Source organism: Fertoeibacter niger (genome assembly GCF_009380135.2).
GTDB classification, from domain to species: domain Bacteria; phylum Pseudomonadota; class Alphaproteobacteria; order Rhodobacterales; family Rhodobacteraceae; genus Fertoeibacter; species Fertoeibacter niger.
Genome location: NZ_WHUT02000002.1, coordinates 66,034 through 86,382, shown reverse-complemented (window position 1 = coordinate 86,382; position 20,349 = coordinate 66,034). Strand labels below are relative to the sequence as shown.

At 66.4% G+C, this 20,349-nt stretch carries 20 protein-coding genes; 16 read left to right on the top strand and 4 right to left on the bottom strand.

Translation table 11 applies throughout. The annotated features are described in order from the left end of the window. The first annotated feature begins 34 nt into the window (after nt 1-34). Nucleotides 35-499 carry a tryptophan-rich sensory protein TspO gene (gene tspO, locus GEU84_RS03855; RefSeq protein WP_152824530.1) on the top strand — a complete coding sequence of 155 codons (465 nt, stop codon included), beginning with the start codon at nt 35-37 and terminating at the stop codon, nt 497-499. 72 nt (nt 500-571) lie between these two features. Here the strand turns inward: tspO and crtC are convergent, their stop codons facing one another. Beyond that, nucleotides 572-1,417 carry a carotenoid 1,2-hydratase gene (crtC, locus tag GEU84_RS03850; RefSeq protein ID WP_174539341.1) on the bottom strand — a complete coding sequence of 282 codons (846 nt, stop codon included), beginning with the start codon at nt 1,415-1,417 and terminating at the stop codon, nt 572-574. Continuing rightward, nucleotides 1,405-3,009, bottom strand: a complete 1,605-nt coding sequence (gene crtD / locus GEU84_RS03845) for a 1-hydroxycarotenoid 3,4-desaturase CrtD (protein WP_241427578.1) — start codon at nt 3,007-3,009, stop codon at nt 1,405-1,407. Before crtD ends, crtC begins: the two co-directional genes overlap by 13 nt. A 125-nt stretch (nt 3,010-3,134) precedes the next feature. On the opposite strand from crtD, the gene GEU84_RS03840 reads away from it, so the two are divergent. From GEU84_RS03840 to GEU84_RS03770, 15 genes are all read left to right on the top strand, one after another. Next, nucleotides 3,135-4,016 (top strand): polyprenyl synthetase family protein, encoded by an 882-nt coding sequence (locus GEU84_RS03840; protein ID WP_174539306.1) that lies wholly within the window; start codon nt 3,135-3,137, stop codon nt 4,014-4,016. A gap of 1 nt (nt 4,017) precedes the next feature. Then, nucleotides 4,018-5,142: a methyltransferase gene (locus tag GEU84_RS03835; RefSeq protein WP_152824414.1), complete on the top strand. Its 1,125-nt coding sequence runs from the start codon at nt 4,018-4,020 to the stop codon at nt 5,140-5,142. Nucleotides 5,143-5,277: 135 nt separating this feature from the next. Further along, nucleotides 5,278-6,234 carry a chlorophyll synthesis pathway protein BchC gene (gene bchC, locus GEU84_RS03830; protein ID WP_174539305.1) on the top strand — a complete coding sequence of 319 codons (957 nt, stop codon included), beginning with the start codon at nt 5,278-5,280 and terminating at the stop codon, nt 6,232-6,234. After that, on the top strand, nt 6,231-7,235 hold the full coding sequence (locus GEU84_RS03825) for a chlorophyllide a reductase iron protein subunit X (RefSeq protein WP_152824416.1): 1,005 nt from the start codon (nt 6,231-6,233) through the stop codon (nt 7,233-7,235). The genes bchC and GEU84_RS03825 overlap by 4 nt, the downstream gene beginning before the upstream one ends. Nucleotides 7,236-7,400: 165 nt before the next feature. Further along, on the top strand, nt 7,401-8,879 hold the full coding sequence (bchY, locus tag GEU84_RS03820; RefSeq protein ID WP_420899269.1) for a chlorophyllide a reductase subunit Y: 1,479 nt from the start codon (nt 7,401-7,403) through the stop codon (nt 8,877-8,879). 97 nt (nt 8,880-8,976) lie between these two features. Next, nucleotides 8,977-10,455, top strand: coding sequence for a chlorophyllide a reductase subunit Z (gene bchZ / locus GEU84_RS03815; RefSeq protein ID WP_152824417.1), 1,479 nt, complete (start codon nt 8,977-8,979; stop codon nt 10,453-10,455). Beyond that, nucleotides 10,452-10,679, top strand: coding sequence for a cytochrome PufQ (gene pufQ, locus GEU84_RS03810; protein ID WP_152824418.1), 228 nt, complete (start codon nt 10,452-10,454; stop codon nt 10,677-10,679). Before bchZ ends, pufQ begins: the two co-directional genes overlap by 4 nt. A gap of 117 nt (nt 10,680-10,796) precedes the next feature. Continuing rightward, entirely contained in the window at nt 10,797-10,946 is a 150-nt protein-coding gene (pufB, locus tag GEU84_RS03805; protein WP_128514097.1) for a light-harvesting antenna LH1, beta subunit, read from the top strand. A gap of 13 nt (nt 10,947-10,959) precedes the next feature. After that, a complete protein-coding gene (gene pufA, locus GEU84_RS03800) occupies nt 10,960-11,136 on the top strand; it encodes a light-harvesting antenna LH1, alpha subunit (protein ID WP_152824419.1) in 177 nt (58 codons plus the stop codon). Nucleotides 11,137-11,253: 117 nt separating this feature from the next. Continuing rightward, nucleotides 11,254-12,102: a photosynthetic reaction center subunit L gene (gene pufL / locus GEU84_RS03795; RefSeq protein ID WP_152824420.1), complete on the top strand. Its 849-nt coding sequence runs from the start codon at nt 11,254-11,256 to the stop codon at nt 12,100-12,102. Then, on the top strand, nt 12,095-13,018 hold the full coding sequence (gene pufM, locus GEU84_RS03790) for a photosynthetic reaction center subunit M (protein ID WP_152824421.1): 924 nt from the start codon (nt 12,095-12,097) through the stop codon (nt 13,016-13,018). The genes pufL and pufM overlap by 8 nt, the downstream gene beginning before the upstream one ends. Before the next feature lie 11 nt (nt 13,019-13,029). Then, entirely contained in the window at nt 13,030-13,251 is a 222-nt protein-coding gene (pufX, locus tag GEU84_RS03785; RefSeq protein ID WP_152824422.1) for an RC-LH1 core complex protein PufX, read from the top strand. A 158-nt stretch (nt 13,252-13,409) separates the two neighbouring features. Beyond that, complete coding sequence (gene dxs, locus GEU84_RS03780) at nt 13,410-15,362, top strand: 1-deoxy-D-xylulose-5-phosphate synthase (RefSeq protein WP_152824423.1); 1,953 nt, start codon at nt 13,410-13,412, stop codon at nt 15,360-15,362. A 91-nt stretch (nt 15,363-15,453) separates the two neighbouring features. Next, entirely contained in the window at nt 15,454-16,620 is a 1,167-nt protein-coding gene (locus GEU84_RS03775; RefSeq protein WP_152824424.1) for a M20 aminoacylase family protein, read from the top strand. Between the two features lie 154 nt (nt 16,621-16,774). Beyond that, the gene (locus tag GEU84_RS03770; RefSeq protein WP_152824425.1) at nt 16,775-17,842 is read left to right on the top strand and encodes a histidine kinase dimerization/phosphoacceptor domain -containing protein; all 1,068 of its coding nucleotides are present in this window, start codon (nt 16,775-16,777) and stop codon (nt 17,840-17,842) included. On the opposite strand, the gene GEU84_RS03765 is transcribed toward GEU84_RS03770, so the two are convergent. Next, complete coding sequence (locus GEU84_RS03765) at nt 17,826-18,887, bottom strand: cytochrome d ubiquinol oxidase subunit II (RefSeq protein ID WP_152824426.1); 1,062 nt, start codon at nt 18,885-18,887, stop codon at nt 17,826-17,828. The genes GEU84_RS03770 and GEU84_RS03765 overlap by 17 nt on opposite strands. A 3-nt stretch (nt 18,888-18,890) precedes the next feature. Continuing rightward, nucleotides 18,891-20,273 (bottom strand): cytochrome ubiquinol oxidase subunit I, encoded by a 1,383-nt coding sequence (locus tag GEU84_RS03760; protein WP_152824427.1) that lies wholly within the window; start codon nt 20,271-20,273, stop codon nt 18,891-18,893. Between the last annotated feature and the right edge of the window lie 76 nt (nt 20,274-20,349).

Sequence of the window (20,349 nt, the reverse complement as noted above, 5' to 3'; positions counted from 1 at the left end):
GCCTAAGTAAAGGCGGACAACGGGAGATCGCATGATGGACTGGGGCCTGTTCCTGACTTACCTTTTTGCCTGTGGGGCGGCGGCGGCCACGGGTGCGCTGATCCAGCCGGGGGCCTGGTATGAAAGCCTGGAAAAGCCGTCATGGACGCCGCCGAACTGGGTGTTTCCGGTGGTCTGGACGGTGCTTTACATCGCCATCGCCTACGCGGGCATGCGGGTGGCGCTGATCGCGGGATCGGGGGCGGCGCTGGCCTGGTGGTCGGTGCAGATCGCGCTGAACACGTTGTGGACGCCGGTGTTCTTTGGCCTGAAGCGGATGGGCACGGGGCTGGTGGTGATCGTGCTGCTGTGGGTGGCGGTGGCGATGACGATGCGCGGTTTCTGGGCGCTGGATGCCATTGCGGGGCTTTTGTTCGCGCCTTACCTTTTGTGGGTCACGATCGCCACGGCGCTGAACGCCTCGGTCTGGTGGAAGAACCGGGCGGCCGTTGTGGCCTGATTTGCTTGGGCGGACGATTTTTCTGCGAAAAATCAGGAATGCCTGCGGGATCTTTCGCAGAAAGATCGTAGCCTATACCGCATCGGCAAACTGCCACCCCGCCCTTCGCGGCACCCGCACGGCCAGCATGGGCATCAACAGCGGCGAGCGGAAACGCCGCAGGTCCAACGCCTCATGCACGCCGGTGGTCACCTCGCCGCCCAGCCGGGTTTCGACCAGTGAACGGGAATAGAACGGAGCCTCGAGCATGGCCATCACCTGCCGGGGCTGAAAGCCGGGGTCGGCGGGGGTATCACGCCGGATGCCCCACAGCGTCCGGGCCATGCGTGCCGGGGCGGGCGGGGTGATTTCGCGCGCAACACCTTCGGGTGTCACATGCAGGCCCAGTGCCAGCCGCGAGCCATCGGCGCGGATCGCGTCATAGAAACAGGCCGCCCCGTCGCGCAAAGGATAGCGGCCCCAGGTCCATGACCGGAAATCCGCCTCCAGCGCCTTCGTGCCGAAATTCGCGTCGAAATAGCCGTGGCCCTGCCAACGGTGGCCTTGCGTCAGATCGACCTCGATCCGCCCGGTGGGGGCGAAGGGGCGCCAGATGTGCCGCCCGTCGGGGGTCAGCGCCACCTCGACATCGGTGACGCCCGAGGGGGTCAGCACGATGCGGCCCCTGACCGGCGTGACCATGGGCAGCGCGCCCACCTCGTCAATCTCGATCACCAGTTGCCGCCCGGTCCAGTGCATGCGGCTGGGGCCGACGGTCAGCGTGTCGGGTGTCTGGCGCAGCGCCGCGCGGCCGCGGTCGGTCATGGTGAACCGCCCGCCGGGGCCATAGGTGGCCACGTTGATGCAGCAATGGTTGGCCGGATCGCGCCGCCCCGACCAGCGATACCAAGGCGAAAAGACCGAGCCTATGAACCCGATGACCGAGACCGCCCGCCGCCCGTCATCCGCGACACCATCGACATACCACCAGGCATAGCCGTCGGGGCAGACTTCGATGGCAAAGCAAGGTCCGCCAGCATCGCCCCTGCCGCGTGCTTGCCGGAGAGCGCCGCCATCGGCACCCCCGCCCCCGGATGCGCCCCGCCCCCCGCCAGATACAGCCCCGGCAGCAGGGTTTTCGCCCCCGGCCGGTGAAAGGCCGCCATCATCCCTTCGGGCGACAGGCCGTAAAGCGCCCCCTGCGAGCCCGGGAAGGCCCTGGCAAAGCCCTGTGGCGTGGTCAGGCTGCGCGTGTCGGGCGTGGGCGTGAAGGTCAGCCCGAAACGGGCCAGTGGCGGGAAGGTGCGGCTGTGGCACTTGCTGTCCTCTTCAGGGGCGGGCTGGCCGTCGCGCAGGGGCGGGCCGTTCATGATGATCTCGAACCGCTCTGCGCCCTGCGGGACGGTGCCGGTGGCGCGGTCCTCGGCGCAGAGGTAAAGCGTGGGGTCTTCGGGCATGGTGCCGCGGCGGATCGGGCCGAATTCGCGGGCGGGGTCGGCGGCGAAGAACACGTTGTGATAGGCCAGCGGCAGGCCCTCGGCCCGTGCCGCAAAGGCCCAGACATAAGCCGACAGGCTGCGTTTGGTGACGGCGCTGGCGGGCAGGGCGGCCTTGGCTCCGCCGCCCAGCAGGCCCGCGCGCAGAGCCGCCGGGTCGCCGTTAAACACAACCCGGTCGCAGGCCAGGCTGCGCTTGTCATCCAGTTGCACGCCCGACACGCGGCCACCCTGCCAGATGATGCGCGCCACCCCGGTGCCATAGCGGAACTGCACGCCTTGCGCCGCAGCCAGCTTTGCCAGCGCCTGTGCCAGCCCGTGCATGCCGCCCTGCACCGCCCAGACGCCCCGCGCCTCGGCCTGCCAGATCAGCGCCAGCACGGCGGGGCTGCGGCTGGGCGTGCCGCCGACATAGGTGGCATAGCGGCCAAACAACTGCCGCAGACGCGGGTCGCGGAAGTAAAGCCGCAGCAGCCGCGCCAGCGTCATGCCGGGCAGCAGCGCGGGCCAAAGGCCGGGGTCGCGCAGCGCCGCGCGCAGGATCGCCGCGCTGTCAGGGCGGGGCGACAGCATCACCGGCCCCTCGAACGCATCATAAAGCCGGGCGGTCAGCGCGTGAAAGCGCCGGAAGGCTGCGGCCTCGCGCGGCCCGGCAAAGGCCGCGATGGCGGTGGCGCTGGCCTCGGCGTCGCTGAACAGGTCAAGGCTGCTGCCATCGGGCCACCAGTGCCGGGCCAGCAGGGGCTGCGGGATCAGGGTTGCATGATCCTCCAGCCGCGTGCCGCACAGGGTGAAGAGATCGTCGAACACCGCCCGCAGGGTCAGCACCGTGGGCCCGGCATCCACCGGGCCTGCCGCCGAAGGCAGGGTGCGCGCCTTGCCGCCCGGGCCTGCCTGCGCCTCGATCACCGTGACCGAAAGGCCAGCGCGCGCCAGACGGATGGCCGCCGCAAGGCCGCCAAAGCCCGCGCCAACCACAACCACCCGCGCGCCCGGTCCGGGCTGCGTGGGTTCTGACATCCCCGCCTGTTCCATGGCGGCGATTGTTGACTTGCCCGGCGGATGTGTCCAGTATGAATGACAGTGTGGTGTAAGAAATAAATTACACAAACCGGGCTGCGGGCCGTTCCGCCGGCCAATCATCTGCGAAAGGGCGTTTCATGGCACTGGACAGGCGGATCGAGGCGGCGATGGCGCAGGCCGTGGCGCAGGGCCAGGGTGGCGATGCGCCTGCGCGGCTGGCGGGCGCGCTGGATTATGCGGTGACGCCGGGCGGCGCGCGAATCCGCCCGACGATTCTGCTGTCTGTCGCGCTGGCCTGCGGGGATGACCGGCCCGGCCTGTCGGATGCCGCCGCCGTGGCGCTGGAACTGATCCATTCCGCCAGTCTGGTGCATGATGACCTGCCGTGTTTTGACGATGCCGACATCCGGCGCGGCAAGCCTTCGGTCCATCGCGCCTATTCCGAACCTTTGGCGGTGCTGACGGGTGACAGCCTGATCGTGATGGCGTTCGAGGTGTTGGCGCGGGCGGCGGACAATGCACCCGACCGGGCGGTGGCGCTGATCGGCGCACTGGCGCGGCGCACCGGCATGCCGATGGGCATCTGCGCAGGCCAGGGCTGGGAATCAGAGGCAGTCATCAACCTGTCGGCCTATCACCGCGCCAAGACCGGGGCGCTGTTCATCGCCGCGACCCAGATGGGTGCCCTTGCCGCGGGGCAAGAGGCGGAACCGTGGGAAGAACTGGGCGCGCGCATCGGCGAGGCGTTTCAGGTGGCCGATGATCTGCGCGATGCCTTGTGCAGCGCGGATGAGCTGGGCAAGCCGGTGGGGCAGGATGCGCTGCATGCCCGCCCCAACGCGGTGCGCGAACTGGGCGTGCAGGGGGCGATGGGGCGGTTGAAGGATATTCTGGGCGGGGCCATCGCCTCGATCCCGTCTTGCCCGGGCGAGGCGATGCTGGCGCAGATGGTCAACCGCTATGCCGAGCGGATGATGCCGGGCGCCCTGTCGGCCAGCCCCGTGCGGGCGCGCGCCTGACATGACGGATCAGCCGTTTGCCGGGGTGGTGCCGCCCGCCCGCCCCGGGCTGATCCTGCGGCTGGCGGGGTCGCGGCGGTTTCAGGCCTTTGCGGCGCGGGTGCCGGGGCTGCGCCGGATCGCGCGGGCCGAGGGGGCTGCGCTGTTCGATCTGGTGGCGGGTTTCGTGCAGTCGCAGGCGTTGCTGGCGCTCGTGGAACTGCGCGTGCTGCACCGCTTGCAGGAAGGGGCCCTGCCGGTGGCGGCGCTGGCGGCTTTTGCGCAGGTTCCGCCGGAAAGGATGCAGATTTTGCTGCAAGCCGGGGCGGCAATGGGGCTGCTGAATCGGCGGCGCGACGGGCGTTTCGCGCTGGCCCCGCGTGGCGCGGCGCTGCTGGCGGTGCCCGGGCTGGTGGCGATGATCCGGCATCACCCGGTGCTTTACCGCGATCTGGCCGACCCGGTGGCGTTCTTTCGTGGCCAGACCGACCCCGAACTGGCGCGGTTCTGGCCCTATGTCTTTGGTGCGGGGGCCACTGATCCGGCGGTGACGGCGGAATATTCGGCGCTGATGGCTGACAGCCAAAGTCTGGTGGCCGAGGATGTGCTGCGGCTGGTGGATCTGTCTGACGCGCGGCATCTGCTGGATGTGGGTGGCGGCAGCGGGGCGTTTCTGGCGGCGGTGGCGGCGGCATATCCTGCGCTGGCGCTGGGGCTGTTCGACTTGCCCGACGTGGTAAAGACCGCCCCGCAACGCCTTGCTGCGGCTGGCATTTCCGGGCGGGTTGCACTGCACTCCGGGTCGTTCCGCACCGATGCGCTGCCGCAGGGCGCCGATGTCATCAGCCTGATCCGCGTGCTTTACGACCATGCCGATGCCACGGTGGCGGGCCTGTTGGCGCGGGTCCATGCCGCGTTGCCGCAAGGGGGGCGGGTGCTGGTGGCCGAACCCATGTCGGGCGGGGCGCGGCCTGACCGGGCCACAGACACCTATTTCGCGCTTTATACGCTGGCGATGCAGACCGGGCGCACAAGGTCGGGGGCCGAGATCGCCGGGTTGCTGGCCGCTGCGGGTTTCACCGGGATCAGGGTGTTGCCCGGCTACCGGCCATTCGTGACCAGCGCTGTCGTGGCGACGCGGGCCTGAGTGGCTTTCGGCGCCGGAACTGTCAAATAAAGTTGACACTCTGGAATGTCTGATTAAAGTTACAGACAACGTGTCACCGCCACCGCCGAGTCCCTGAGGGTTTCGCCGGACAGGCGGCGGCCAGGGGAGGAAACCGTGAGAACCAGTGCCGTCATCCTGTCAGGGCCGCGCCAGTTGCAGGTCGCAGACCTGTCGCTGAACGCCCCCGTCGCGGGGGATCTGGTGGTCGAGGTGGCGCATTCCGGCATCTCTACCGGCACGGAAAAGCTGTTCTGGTCGGGCACGATGCCGCCCTTTCCGGGCATGGGTTACCCCTTGGTTCCGGGCTATGAGGCGGCGGGTGAAGTGGTCGAGGCGGGGCCTGACACCGGCTTTCGCCCGGGTGATTTCGTGTTCGTGCCGGGGGCCAGTTGCTTTGCCCCCAATGCCGATGGCCCGGTGCGCGGCCTGTTCGGCGGGGCGTCGCGCAATCTGGTGACGCAGGCGGCGCGGGCCGTGCGGCTGGATGCGGGCCTTGGCGCGACGGGTGCCTTGCTGGCGCTGGCGGCCACGGCGCGGCATGCGATTGCGGGGTTCGACACGGCCTTGCCGGATCTGATCGTGGGCCATGGCACGCTGGGCCGGTTGCTGGCGCGGCTGACCCTGGCGGCGGGCGGGCCAGCACCGACCGTATGGGAAACCAATCCCGCGCGGCGGCAGGGGGCCAAAGGCTATGCCTGTATCGCACCCGAGGATGACACGCGGCGCGATTACCGCGCAATTTACGACGCCTCGGGCGCGCCTGGGCTGCTGAACACGCTGATCGGGCGCATCGCCAAGGGCGGCGAGGTGGTGCTGGCCGGGTTTTACACCGACCCGATCAGTTTCGCCTTTCCGCCCGCCTTCATGAAAGAGGCGCGGCTGCGCATCGCCGCCGAATGGGCCCCTGATGACATGACCGCCACCCGCGCGCTGATCGACAGCGGGGCGCTGTCGCTGGACGGGCTGATTACCCACCGCCGCCCGGCATCCGATGCGACAGCGGCCTATGACACCGCATTCACCGACCCTGACTGCCTGAAAATGATCCTCGACTGGAAGGCCACCGCATGACCCTGGATATTCCGAATCTCAAGGACTTTGACCAGAGGCTGCGCGATGAGGCGCATGAGGAGCCGAACCTCGAAATCCCGCAGGGCACGCCCACCAAGAAAACCCAGATCATCGCCATCTATGGCAAGGGCGGCATCGGCAAATCCTTCACGTTGGCCAACCTCTCACACATGATGGCCGAAATGGGCAAGCGCGTGCTGCTGATCGGCTGCGACCCGAAATCGGATACCACCAGCCTGCTGTTCGGCGGCAAAGCCTGCCCCACGATCATCGAAACCTCCACCCGCAAGAAACTGGCGGGGGAGGAGGTGAAGATCGGCGATGTGTGCTTCAAGCGCGGCGGTGTGTTCGCGATGGAACTGGGCGGGCCGGAGGTTGGCCGGGGCTGCGGCGGGCGCGGCATCATCCACGGCTTTGAATTGCTGGAGAAACTGGGGTTCCATGATTGGGACTTTGACTATGTGCTGCTGGATTTTCTGGGCGATGTGGTCTGCGGCGGCTTCGGCCTGCCGATTGCCCGCGACATGGCGCAGAAGGTGATCCTGGTCGCGTCAAACGATCTGCAATCGCTGTATGTGGCCAACAACGTCTGTTCGGCGGTGGAATATTTCCGCAGGCTGGGCGGCAATGTGGGCATCGCGGGGCTGGTGATCAACAAGGATGACGGCACGGGCGAGGCGGCGGCCTTTGCCGAAAGCGTCAAGATCCCGGTGCTGGCCGCCATTCCACAGGACGATGACCTGCGCAAGAAATCGGCGAATTACCAGATCGTTGGCAGCTACGAATCGCAATGGGGGCCGATGTTTGCCGCCCTTGCCGATGCCGTGGCGATTGCCCCGCCGGTGCGGCCCGCCCCGCTGACCCAGGATGGTTTGCTGAACCTGTTTTCCGCCGAATCCACCGGCAAGGATTTTGTCCTGACCCCCGCCACCGACGCCGACATGCGCGGCAAGAACCTGGTCCTGAAGAAATCGCTGGAAGTGGTGTATGACGATGTTTGACCTCGACATTCTCGCCCAGATTGACCGCGCCTTGCAGCGCCTCGCCCCGCCGCCCGCACCCAACGGTGCCAAATGAGCGGCGAGATCGGATATGACAGCGCCCATGCCGCACCTCTGCTGGAGGTGCCGCAGGATGAGCTGGCACCCCTGACCGGTGATGCCCCGATGGATGGGCTGGGCTGTCATTCCGGTGCCACGCGGATGGAGGCTGCGGCGCGCGCTGCGGGCAATTCCGAACTGCTGGATGGCTATGCCGCCGATTACCCGACCGGCCCGCATGACAAGCCGCAGTCGATGTGCCCGGCCTTTGGGTCTTTGCGCGTGGGTCTCAGGATGCGGCGGGTGGCGACGGTGCTGTCAGGCTCTGCCTGTTGCGTCTATGGCCTGACCTTTGTCAGCCATTTCTACGGGGCGCGCCGGTCAGTGGGCTATGTGCCGTTCAACTCTGAGACGCTGGTGACGGGCAAGCTGTTCGAGGACATCCGCGATGCGGTGCATGAACTGGCCGACCCGGACCGGTATGATGCGGTGGTGGTCACGAACCTCTGCGTGCCCACGGCATCCGGTGTGCCGCTGAAGCTGCTGCCCAATGAAATCAACGGTGTGCGCATCGTGGGTATCGACGTTCCGGGCTTTGGTATCCCGACGCATGCCGAGGCGAAGGATGTGCTGGCCGGTGCCATGCTGAAATACGCCCGGGCCGAGATCGAGGCGGGGCCGGTGGCATCGCCCGCGCAGGGACGGGGCGACCGCCCCACCGTGGCGTTGCTGGGCGAGATGTTTCCGGCGGATCCGATGATGATCGGCGCGCTGTTGGCGCCCATGGGTCTGGCCGCCGGGCCTGTGGTGCCGTGCCGCGAGTGGCGTGAGTTGTATGCCGCGCTGGATTGCGACGTGGTGGCGGCGATCCACCCGTTCTACACGGCGGCGGTGCGCGAGTTCCGCAATGCCGGGCGCAAGGTGGTGGGGTCGGCCCCGGTCGGCCATGACGGCACGGCGGCCTGGCTGGCGGCGATTGGCGAGGCTTTCGGGATTTCGGCGGAACGTGTGGCGGCGGCGCAGAACGCGTTCCTGCCCGGCATCCGGGCAGCACTTGCGGCCAAGCCGATCCACGGGCGCATCACGATTTCCGGCTATGAAGGGTCGGAACTGCTGGTGGCCCGCCTGCTGATCGAAAGCGGCGCGGAGGTGCCCTATGTGGGGACGGCCTGCGCGAAAAGCGAATGGTCGGCGCCGGATCTGGACTGGCTGACCGCGCGCGGCGTGGCGGTGAAATTCCGCGCCAGTCTGGAAGATGACTGCGCGGCGATGGAAGGGTTCCAACCCGATCTGGCCATCGGCACAACGCCGGTGGTGCAGAAGGGCAAGGAACTGGGCATCCCGGCGCTTTACTTCACCAACCTGATTTCGGCGCGCCCGCTGATGGGGCCGGCCGGGGCGGGGAGCCTGGCCGATGTGGTGAACGCCGCCATCGGCAACCGCGACCGCATGAGCCGGATGCGCGGCTTCTTTGAAGGCGTGGGCAGGGGCGACACGGCGGGCATCTGGGAAGGCAGCCCCAACCTGCGCCCCGATTTCCGCGCGGTGCACCAAAAGAAACTGGACAAGGCGGCCCGGGCGGCGAAGGCGGAGGAGATGATATGACGCGTCTTTTCGCAATGGCCGGAGCCGGGGGGCTGTCTGCCCCCCGGACCCCCCGAGGATATTTGTCTCTGGAAAGAGCGGGCAGGGGGGCTGCCTCATGCTAGTGCAGGATCATGACCGGGCGGGCGGTTATTGGGGCGCGATCTATGCCTTTTGCGCCGTCAAGGGGTTGCAGGTGGTGATCGACGGGCCGGTGGGCTGCGAGAACCTGCCGGTGACATCGGTGCTGCATTACACCGACGGGTTGCCGCCGCATGAATTGCCCATCGTGGTGACGGGTTTGGGCGAAGAGGAACTGGGCCGCGACGGCACCGAAGGTGCGATGCGGCGGGCGTGGAAAACGCTTGATCCAGCGCTGCCTGCGGTGGTGGTGACGGGGTCGATTGCCGAGATGATCGGCGGTGGTGTCACGCCGATGGGCACCAACATCCAGCGCTTTCTGCCGCGCACGATTGACGAGGATCAGTGGGAATGCGCCGACCGGGCGATGACCTGGATCTTCACCGAATTCGGCATGACCAAGGGCCGCATGCCGCAGGAGGCCAAGCGCACCGAAGGGGCAAAGCCCCGCGTGAACATCCTGGGGCCGATGTATGGCGTGTTCAACATGGCCTCGGATCTGCACGAGATCCGCCGTCTGGTTGAGGGCATCGGGGCCGAGGTGAACATGGTGCTGCCGCTGGGCGCGCATGTGGCCGAGATGCGCAATCTGGTGAATGCCGATGTGAACATCTGCATGTATCGCGAATTCGGCCGGGGTCTGGCCGAGGTTCTGGGCAAGCCCTATCTGCAGGCCCCCATCGGGCTGGAGAGCACGACCGCCTTCCTGCGCAAGCTGGGCGAGATGCTGTCGCTGGATGTGGAACCCTTCATCGAGCGCGAAAAGCATTCGACGCTGAAGCCGGTGTGGGATCTGTGGCGCAGCGTGACGCAGGATTTCTTTGGCACGGCGAATTTCGCCATCGTGGCGACCGAGACCTATGCGCGCGGCATCCGCAACTATCTGGAAACCGATCTGGGGCTGCCCTGCGCCTTTGCCGTGGCGCGGCTGCGTGGGAAAAAGACCAACAACGAGGCGGTGCGCGCGCTGATCGCCCAGCACCGGCCGCTGATCGTCATGGGGTCGATCAACGAGAAGATGTATCTGGCCGAGCTGAAAAAGGGCTTCGGCCCGCAGCCCAGCTTCATCGCCGCCAGCTTTCCGGGGGCTGCGATCCGCCGTCACACCGGCAGCCCGGTAATGGGCTATTCCGGCGCGGTCTGGATCTTGCAGGAGGTCTGCAATGCCCTGTTCGACGCGCTGTTCCACATTCTGCCGCTGGGCACCGAGATGGACAGCGCCGCCGCCACGCCCACAACCCTGCGCCGCGATTTCCCCTGGGATGCCGATGCGCAAGCCGCCCTTGACCGGATTGTCGAGGAACACCCGATCCTGACGCGGATCAGCGCCGCGCGCACCCTGCGCGATGCGGCGGAAAAGGCGGCGCTGGACAGCGGCGCCGAGCGGGTGCTGCGCGAGACCGTCGAAGCCCTGCGCGCGCCGGGCTTTGCCAAGACCAAGGGAGAGAACAGATGAGCGACCAGACCGCCAACACCCCGGTGCCTGCGGGCCATGCCCACCGCGCCCCGCGTGCCGAGTTCTATGCCTATTTCGCCGTGATCCTGGCTTTTGCCGTGCCCTTTGCCCTGCTGGGCTGGGTGGTGCAGGCGCTGCGCCATGGCCGCCTGCCCAAACAGGGGCCGCTGGCCGCCGCCTGGGCCGATGCCGGGGCGATCACGCCGCTGATTTTCCGCGCCTGACCGCGCGACACAGTTTTCGCCGCACCAACAGGGGCGGCGGATGACGAGGGGGTGCATGCACCCTTGCCTACCACGCCACGGGGTACGTGGCGTCAGTCTACCGATCCGGAGGATAGCATGGCTGATAAATCCGACCTGAGTTTCACAGGTCTTACGGACGAGCAGGCGCAGGAACTGCATTCCGTCTACATGAGCGGGCTCTGGCTGTTCACAGCCATCGCCGTTGTCGCTCATCTGGCGGTCTACATCTGGCGTCCGTGGTTCTGAGGGGAAAAAGATCATGAGCAAGTTTTACAAAATCTGGCTGATCTTCGATCCGCGTCGCGTCTTCGTGGCGCAGGGCGTTTTCCTCTTTCTGCTGGCGGCGATGATTCACCTCGTTCTGCTCAGCACCCCCAGCTACAACTGGCTGGACATCGCGGCTGAAAAATACAACCGCGTTGCTCCGGCAGAATAACTGGGCACGCTCTCGTTGCGGGCGGCCCAGACCGCCCGCGACAAATCACCTTACACCAGACAGCTTGCCCCGCGCGACCCGTGCGGGAGCGGCCTGCGGCACAGCGGAGAGGGAAGCATGGCACTGCTCAGCTTCGAGCGTAAATATCGCGTGCCGGGGGGCACGCTGGTCGGCGGGAACCTGTTCGACTTCTGGGTCGGCCCGTTCTATGTGGGCTTCTTCGGGGTCACGACATTTTTCTTTGCCGCCCTCGGCACATTGCTGATTTTCTACGGGGCGTCCTTGCAGGGCACCTGGAACCCCTGGCTGATCTCGATCAACCCGCCGCCCATAGAAATGGGCCTGGCCGCGGCACCGCTGCGCGAAGGCGGGCTGTGGCAGATCATCACCATCTGCGCACATGGCGCGTTCATTTCCTGGCTGCTGCGCGAGGTTGAAATCTGCCGCAAGCTGGGCATGGGCTTTCATGTGCCCTTTGCCTTTGGCTTTGCCATTCTGGCCTATACCACGCTGGTCGTGCTGCGCCCGGTGCTGATGGGGGCCTGGGGCCATGCGTTTCCCTATGGCATCTGGACCCACCTCGATTGGGTCAGCAACACCGGCTACACCTATGGCAATTTCCACTACAATCCGGCGCATATGATTGCCGTCAGCTTCTTCTTCACCAACGCGCTGGCGCTGGCGCTGCATGGGTCGCTGATCCTGTCGGCGGTGAACCCGGAAAAGGGCAAGGTGATCCGCACGCCGGATCATGAAGATACGTTCTTTCGTGACCTGATCGGCTATTCGGTGGGCACCCTGGGCATTCACCGGCTGGGCCTGCTGCTGGCGCTGAACGCTGCCTTCTGGTCGGCGGTCTGCATCATCGTGTCGGGCACGATCTGGTTCGACGAATGGGTCACATGGTGGGACTGGTGGCTTGAACTGCCCTGGTGGGCCAATGTCGCGGGAGGCGTGAATGGCTGAGTATCAGAACATCTTTACCCAGGTGCAGGTGCGTGCGGCACCCGAGATGGGGATGGTCGAGGATGTGAACCTTGGCAACCGCACCAAGAGCGCAGGGTTTTCCACGCTGGCGGGCTGGTTCGGCAATGCGCAGCTGGGGCCGATCTATCTGGGCACCTTCGGCGTGGTGGCACTGGCCACCGGGGCGATCTGGTTCTTCATCGTCGGCGCGCATTTCTGGGGGCAGGCGGGCTATAACCCGGCGGTCTTTGCCCGTGATCTGTTCTGGTTCTCGCTGGAGCCGCCGGCACCCGAATGGGGCCTGCGCATCCCGCCGATGAACGAGGGCGGGCTGTTCCTGCTGGCGGGGTTCTTCCTGCTGATCTCGGTCATCTGCTGGTGGATCCGCACTTACCTGCGGGCCGAGGCGCTGGGGATGGGCAAGCATGTGTGCTATGCTTTTGCCAGTGCCATCTGGCTGTTCCTGGTGCTGGGCCTGATCCGCCCGGTGCTGATGGGGTCATGGTCGGAAGCCGTGCCTTACGGCATCTTCAGCCATCTGGATTGGACCAACCTGTTCAGCCTGACCTATGGCAACCTGTTCTATAACCCCTTCCACGCGCTTTCGATTGCCTTCCTTTATGGCTCGGCCCTGCTGTTCGCCATGCACGGGGCGACCATCCTGGCGGTCAGCCGGTTTGGCGGCGACCGCGAACTGGAGCAGATCGTGGACCGTGGCACGGCCTCGGAACGCGCCGCACTGTTCTGGCGCTGGACCATGGGCTTCAACGCCACGATGGAGGGGATTCACCGCTGGGCCTGGTGGTTTGCCGTGCTGGTCACGCTGACCGGCGGCATCGGCATCCTGCTGACGGGCACTGTGGTGGACAACTGGTATGTCTGGGCACAGGACCACGGCTATGCACCGCTGGATTGAGGGGAAAGACCATGAGTGACAAACCCTATTTCGAGGAAAACCGCGAGGCGACGCTGCGCAGCTGGATCCTGATGAACATGCTGCGCGGTGCGGGCTGGGCGGCGGTTCTGGTGTTCGGGATCATCGGCTTTCTGGTGATCCTGCGGGCGCTGGCCTGGTTTCTGCCCGAGAACCCCAATGCCGCGCTGGATGTGATCCGCGGCGGGGCCGAACTGGCCAGCCGGCTGGTCTGAAATACCACGGGGCAGGGCGATGCGTCGCCCGCCCCCACCAATTCGGGCCAACGCCGGCCCGGATCCGGGGCGCAACCACTGCCCGGTTCCCTTCCTGTTGGCGACAGGAACCTGGTGCCGTGTGGTTCGCCCACACGGCATTTTTTTGGGAGGCTGCCATGACCGAACCCCTGCGCCCCGAACTTTCCCGGCCTTCAACCCCCATGCTTGACCGCGTGGCCGGGCCTGCCGACCTGAAGGGTCTTGGCGATGCCGCGCTGCGACGGCTGGCCGATGAGGTGCGGGCCGAGGTGATCTCTGTCGTGTCGGAAACCGGCGGGCATCTGGGGTCGTCGCTGGGGGTGGTGGAACTGACGGTGGCAATACACGCCGTGTTCAACACGCCGCTGGACAAGCTGATCTTCGACGTGGGCCACCAGTGTTATCCGCACAAGATACTCACCGGGCGGCGTGACCGGATGCGCACCCTGCGGCAAGGGGGCGGGCTGAGCGGTTTCACCAAACGGTCGGAGAGCGAATTTGACCCGTTCGGGGCCGCGCATTCCTCCACCTCCATCTCTGCCGCGTTGGGCTTTGCGGTGGGGCGCGACATGGGGCAGCCGGTGGGCGATACGATTGCCGTCATCGGTGACGGGGCCATCACGGCCGGCATGGCCTATGAGGCGCTGAACCACGCGGGCCATCTGGGCAAGCGGCTGTTCGTGATCTTGAACGACAATGACATGAGCATCGCGCCGCCCGTGGGGGCGATGTCGCGCTATCTGGCCGGGCTGCATGCGCCGGGGCCGCTGGTGGCATTGAAGGCGGCGGCAGAGGGGTTCGAGGCCGCCTTGCCCGGGCCCCTGCGCGACGGTGCGCGGCGGGCAAGGCAGCTGGTGACGGGCCTGCCGGGCGGCGCCACGCTGTTCGAGGAGCTGGGATTTTCCTACATCGGCCCGGTCGATGGCCATGACATGCCCGCACTGCTGGCCACGCTGCGCGCCGCGCGGGCGCGGGCCACGGGGCCGGTGCTGATCCACGCGGTGACGGTGAAAGGCAAGGGCTATGCCCCCGCAGAAAATGCTGCCGACAAGGGGCACGGGGTGAACAAATTCGATCCGGTGTCGGGCGTGCAGGCCAAGGCGAAATCGAATGCGCCCAGCTATACCGGCGTGTTCGGCAATGCGCTGACCGATGAGGCGGGCCGCGATCCGCGCATCGTCGCGGTGACGGCGGCGATGCCATCGGGCACGGGCCTCGACATCATGGCGAAACGCTTTGCCAGCCGCGTGTTCGACGTGGGCATTGCCGAACAGCATGGCGTGACCTTTGCCGCCGGGATGGCTGCGGCGGGGCTGCGGCCGTTCTGCGCGATATACTCGACCTTCCTGCAACGGGGTTACGACCAGATCGTGCATGATGTGGCCTTGCAGGGCCTGCCGGTGCGCTTTGCCATTGACCGCGCGGGGCTGGTGGGGGCCGATGGCGCGACCCATGCGGGGGCGTTCGACATCGGGTTCCTGTCGGCGCTGCCCGGGTTCACCGTGATGGCGGCGGGGGACGAGGCGGAACTGGTGCATATGGTGGCCACCGCCGTGGCGCATGACCAAGGCCCGATCGCCTTTCGTTTCCCGCGTGGCGAGGGCGTGGGCGTGGACCTGCCTGCGCGCGGTGTGCCGCTGGAGATCGGCCGCGGCCGGGTGCTGCGTGAAGGCACGGATGTGGCGCTGCTGAGTTTCGGCGCGCATCTGCACGAGGCGCTGCGCGCGGCGGATATTCTGGCCGAGGAAGGCATCAGCGCCACCGTGGCCGATGCGCGTTTCGCCAAGCCGCTGGATACCGCGCTGATCGCGCAACTGGTGCGCCACCATGCGGCGCTGGTGACGGTGGAGCAGGGGGCCATGGGCGGCTTTGGCGCGATGGTGCTGCAATGGCTGGCGGGCGCGGGGCTGCTGGACGGCGGCCTTGCGATCCGCACCCTGACGCTGCCCGACCGGTTCATCGAACAGGCCAGCCCCGCCGCGATGTATGCCGATGCCGGGCTGACAGCGGAGGATATAGCCGCGCAGGCCCGCACGGCACTGGCGCGCGGGCGGATCATGCCGCGTCGTGGCGGGTTGCGGGTGGTCTGACGCCGGGGCTGGCCAAAGGCTGCTTTTTGCCGCGTGCCGCCTTGCACCCCCTGCGGCTTTGGATCAGGCTGGCAGGCAAAGGAGACTGACCATGCCCGTGAAAAACCGCTTTGCCGAATTGCTGCCCGAGATCACCGCCTGGCGGCAGGATTTCCACGCCCATCCTGAACTGCTGTTCGACGTTCACCGCACGGCGGCCAAGGTGGCCGACCTGCTGCGCAGCTTTGGCGTGGATGAGGTGGTGGAGGGCATCGGGCGCACCGGCGTGGTGGGCGTGATCCATGGCAAGACAGATACGGTGGGCCGGGCGATCGGGCTCCGCGCCGACATGGATGCGCTGCCGATCACCGAACAGACCGGGGTGGCCTATGCCTCGACCGTGCCGGGCAAGATGCATGCCTGCGGCCATGACGGCCATACGGCCATGCTGCTGGGGGCGGCGAAATACCTGGCCGAGACGCGGCAGTTCGACGGCAAGGTCGTGCTGATCTTCCAGCCCGCGGAAGAGGGCGGCGGCGGCGGGCGCGAGATGGTGGCCGATGGCATGCTTGACCGCTGGGGCGTGCAGGAAGTCTATGGCATGCACAACATGCCGGGCATCCCGGTGGGCCATTTCGCCATCCGCCCGGGTGCCATCATGGCGGCGGCTGACCAGTTTGAAATCACCGTGACCGGCAAGGGCGGCCATGCCGCCAAGCCGCATGACTGCATTGATACCACTGTGGTGGCCGCGCATATCATCGTGGCGTTGCAGACCATCGCCTCGCGCGGCGTGGACCCGCTGAAACAGGTGGTCGTCAGCGTGTGCACCGTGGCCACCGACAGCACGGCGCATAACGTGATCCCGCAGGTGGTCAAGATGAAGGGCACTGTGCGCACCATGGACCCTGCGGTGCAGGATTATGTGCAGCGGCGCATATCCGAGATCGTTGGCGGCACCGCCACGGCTTTGGGCGCGCAGGCGGTGGTGGATTACCAGCGCGGCTATCCGGTGACGGTGAACGCGCCCGAGAACACCGAACATGCGGTGGCGGTGGCGCAGGCGGTATCGGGGCAGGTCAACCCCGATACACCCGCGCTGATGGGGGCCGAGGATTTCAGCTTCATGCTGAACGAACGCCCGGGGGCCTATATCTTTCTTGGCAATGGTGACACCGCGATGGTGCATCACCCTGCCTATAACTTTGACGACAACGCCATTCCGTTCGGCGCAAGCTGGTATGCCGGCATGGCCGAGGCGCGGATGCCTGCGGCATGAAGCGGGGCCGCGCCCCATGCCCCTGCGTCATCACACGCAAGGTCATGGGGTGCGGCGATTTGCTCTGTTCTTTCGGCGGGCGGCCTTTATCCTGCCTGCGCAGCATTCGTCGTCAGGCAGGTGAAATTTGAAAGCGGCCTTGCACCCACAGCAGATGGAACGTCTGGCCGCCCTGCACCGTTACGGCGTGCTCGACACCCCGCGCGAGAGTGATTTCGACGATATCGTGGCGCTGGCGTCGGAAATCTGCGACGCACCGATTTCCGTCATCAACCTCATCGACCAGGACCGCCAGTGGTTCAAGGCCGAGGTCGGGCTGGGCGTGCGCGAGACGCCGCTGGACACGTCGCTTTGCGCGCATGCGATCCTGGAGGAAGAGTTTCTGGAGATCGAGGATACGCTGGCAGACCAACGCACCGCCTCCAACCCGCTTTGCGCGGGCGAACCCGGGCTGCGCTATTATGCCGGGGCGCTGCTGCGCACCGGGGATGGGCTGCCCTTGGGCACGCTTTGCGTGCTGGATACCACGCCGCGCCGGCTGTCGCCTTTGCAGATCAATGCGCTGCGCGTTCTGGCGGCGCAGGTGATGACACAGCTTGAACTGCGGCTTGCCCTGCGGCGCGAGGCGGCCCTGCGGCGTGAAAGCGACCACCGGGTGAAAAACTCGCTGACGGCGATCACCGCGCTGGTGCGCATCCAGGGCCGGCAGGCCGCATCGGACGAAACGCGCGCGGCGCTGGGTGTGGTGCGGCAGCGCATTGACACGGTCGCGGCGCTGCATGGTCTGCTATACCAGACCAAGACCGAAGGCACGATCTGCCTTGCCGAATATCTGGCGCAGATCGTGGGGCTTTTGCGGGGCACGGCCCCCGAAGGCGTGGCGCTGAGCCTTGACGTGGCACGGGTGCAGCTTTCGCCCGCGGTGGCGGGGTCTGTCGCCGTGATTGTGAACGAATTGTGCACCAACGCCTTCAAACATGCGTTTCCGCACGGCAATGGCGGCACCGTCACCCTTACCGGCACGGCGGAGCCGGGCAAATCCTACATCCTGACCTGCGCCGATGATGGCGTGGGCCTTGCCGCCGCGGCCAATGGGTCAAACGCGGCGCAACCGGGCATCGGCAATGCTATCATCGAGGCGTCGGTTGCGCAGTTTGGCGGCAAGCTGGAGGTCGTGCCCACCGACATCGGTCGCGCGGTGCAGATCACCGTTCCGTTGTAGTGCCGGTTTCCGCCGCCTCTGGGGCCGCGTTCTGCGCCATGAGATCATAGTTCAGCAGGCTCGCCTTGCCCCGGAACACGGTATAGGACAGCACGGTGTAGCCCAGGATCATCGGCAGCACCACGGCGGTGCCCACAAGGATGATCATCAGGCTTTCGGGCGCGCTGGCGGATTCGTAGATCGTCAGCTTTTCCGGCACCACATAGGGGTAGAAGGAATAGGCGAGGCCCAGAAAGGCCAGCACGAACAGCGCGGTGGCAGCGGCAAAGGGCACCCATGCGCCGTGGTCGCCAGGGCGGGGCAGGCGGCGCAACGCCCGCCACAGGCCCGCCACCAGCGCCGCTGACAACAGGGGCAAGGGCGCAAGCCACAGCAATTCGGGCCAGGAAAACCACTTGTCCCAGATGCGGGTGCTGACCAGCGGAGACGCGGCGGACACCGCCCCCAGCCCCAGCACCAGCCCCCAGATGCCACCCTTGGCCCAGGCCACCGCCTTGACCTGCAACGCGCCTTCGGCCTTCAGGATCAGCCAGGCCGCCCCGATGAAGCTGTAGCCCACCGTCAGGAACACCGCTGTCAGCAGGCCAAAGCCAAGGTCGGCCCAGCCCTGTTCCAGCCCCAGGATGTAGATGCCCAGCATGAAGCCCTGCGACAGCGACGCCATCATCGACCCGGTGTAGAACGCCCAGTTCCAGCGCGTCTTGTGATGCGCCGGGGCCTTTGCGCGGAATTCGAACGCCACGCCGCGCAGGATCAGCCCCACCAGCATCACCGCCACCGGCAGGTAAAGCGCGGTCAGAATCGCGCCATGCGCCGCAGGAAACGCCACCAGCAACAGCCCGATCGCCAGCACCAGCCAGGTCTCGTTGGCATCCCAGAACGGGCCGATGGAGGCGATCATCAGATCCTTTTCATCATCATCGGCAAAGGGGAACAGCACGCCGACGCCCAGATCGAACCCGTCGGCCACGACATAGATCAGGATCGACAGGCCCATGAGGGCGGCAAAGACAAAGGGCAGCCAGATGGCGGGATCGCTGAACATGGGTTACTCCGCTGCCGTGATGGCGACCTGCGCCGCCGAAGAGGGGGGCATCATCGCCACATGGTCGCCCATCGCCGATTTGCGCGCGAGGTAAAACAAGACCCCCATATAGGCCACGATCAGCGCGGCATAGATCGCCAGATACGTCACCAGCGTGCCCAGAACCAGCGGGGCGGGCACATCGGCCACCGCCTGTTCGGTGGTCAGCAAGCCGCTGACCAGCCAAGGCTGACGGCCGATCTCGGTCGTATACCAGCCCGCCAGCGTGGCCAGCCAGCCCGCAAAGGTCATCGCCACCGTGGCGTAAAGATAGGGCTTCGGCAGCCCCTCCACCCCGCGCCTGCGCAGCATCAGCGCCACACCGGCCCAGCTTAGCGCCAGCATCGCCATGCCCGTGCCCACCATGATGCGGAATGCCCAGAACACCGGGGCCACTGGCGGGTGCAGCACTGTGCCGTCCTCGGCCACGAAATCGTTCAGCCCCGGGATCACGCCATCGGCATGGTGCTTCAGGATCAGCGAGGCCCCGTTGGGGATGCCGATCTCGAAATGATTCTCGCGCGCCGCCTCGTCCGGCAGGGCGAACAGCAGCAGGGGCTTGTTGCCCCCGGTTTCCCAGTTGCCTTCCATCGCGGCCACTTTCTGCGGCTGGTGTTCCAGCGTGTTCAGCCCGTGCATGTCACCCGCGACGATCTGGATCGGGATCAGCACCGCCCCCAGGATCAGCGCAAAGCGCAGGCTGGCCATGACAGATGCCGAACGGTCGCCCAGCAGACGCCGGAACGCCGACAGCCCCGCGATCAGGAAGGCCACGGTCAGGCCCGAGGCCAGCAGCATGTGCGACAGGCGGTAAGGCATCGAGGGGTTGAAGACGATGGCGAACCAGTCGGTCGCATGCACCACGCCCTCGCGCAGTTCATACCCCTGCGGCGTGTGCATCCAGCTGTTCAGCACAATGATCCAGAACGCGCTCATCGTGGTGCCGAAGGCCACCAGAAAGGTTGCCAGCGTGTGCAGCCAGCCCGGCACGCGCTGCGCGCCAAACAGCATGATGCCCAGAAACACCGCCTCAAGGAAGAACGCCGTCAGCACCTCATAGGCCAGCAGCGGACCCGCCACGTTGCCCACGGTTTCCATGAACCCCGGCCAGTTGGTGCCGAACTGGAACGACATGGTGATGCCGGACACCACGCCCAACGCAAAGGAAAGGGCAAACACCTTCACCCAGAACCCATAGGCCTGCATCCACTTCGCGTCTCCTGTGACGGTGTAGCGCAGCTTGAAGAACAGCAGCACCCAGCCCAGTGCGATGGTGATGGTCGGAAACAGGATGTGGAACGAGATGTTCGCGCCAAACTGGATGCGGGAGAGGAGCAGAGTGTCCATGACGGTGCCTTTGGTGTCCTTGCCAATCGGGGCAGAGATAGGCTTAGCGCGGTTCCGGTGCATCCCCGATGCGACG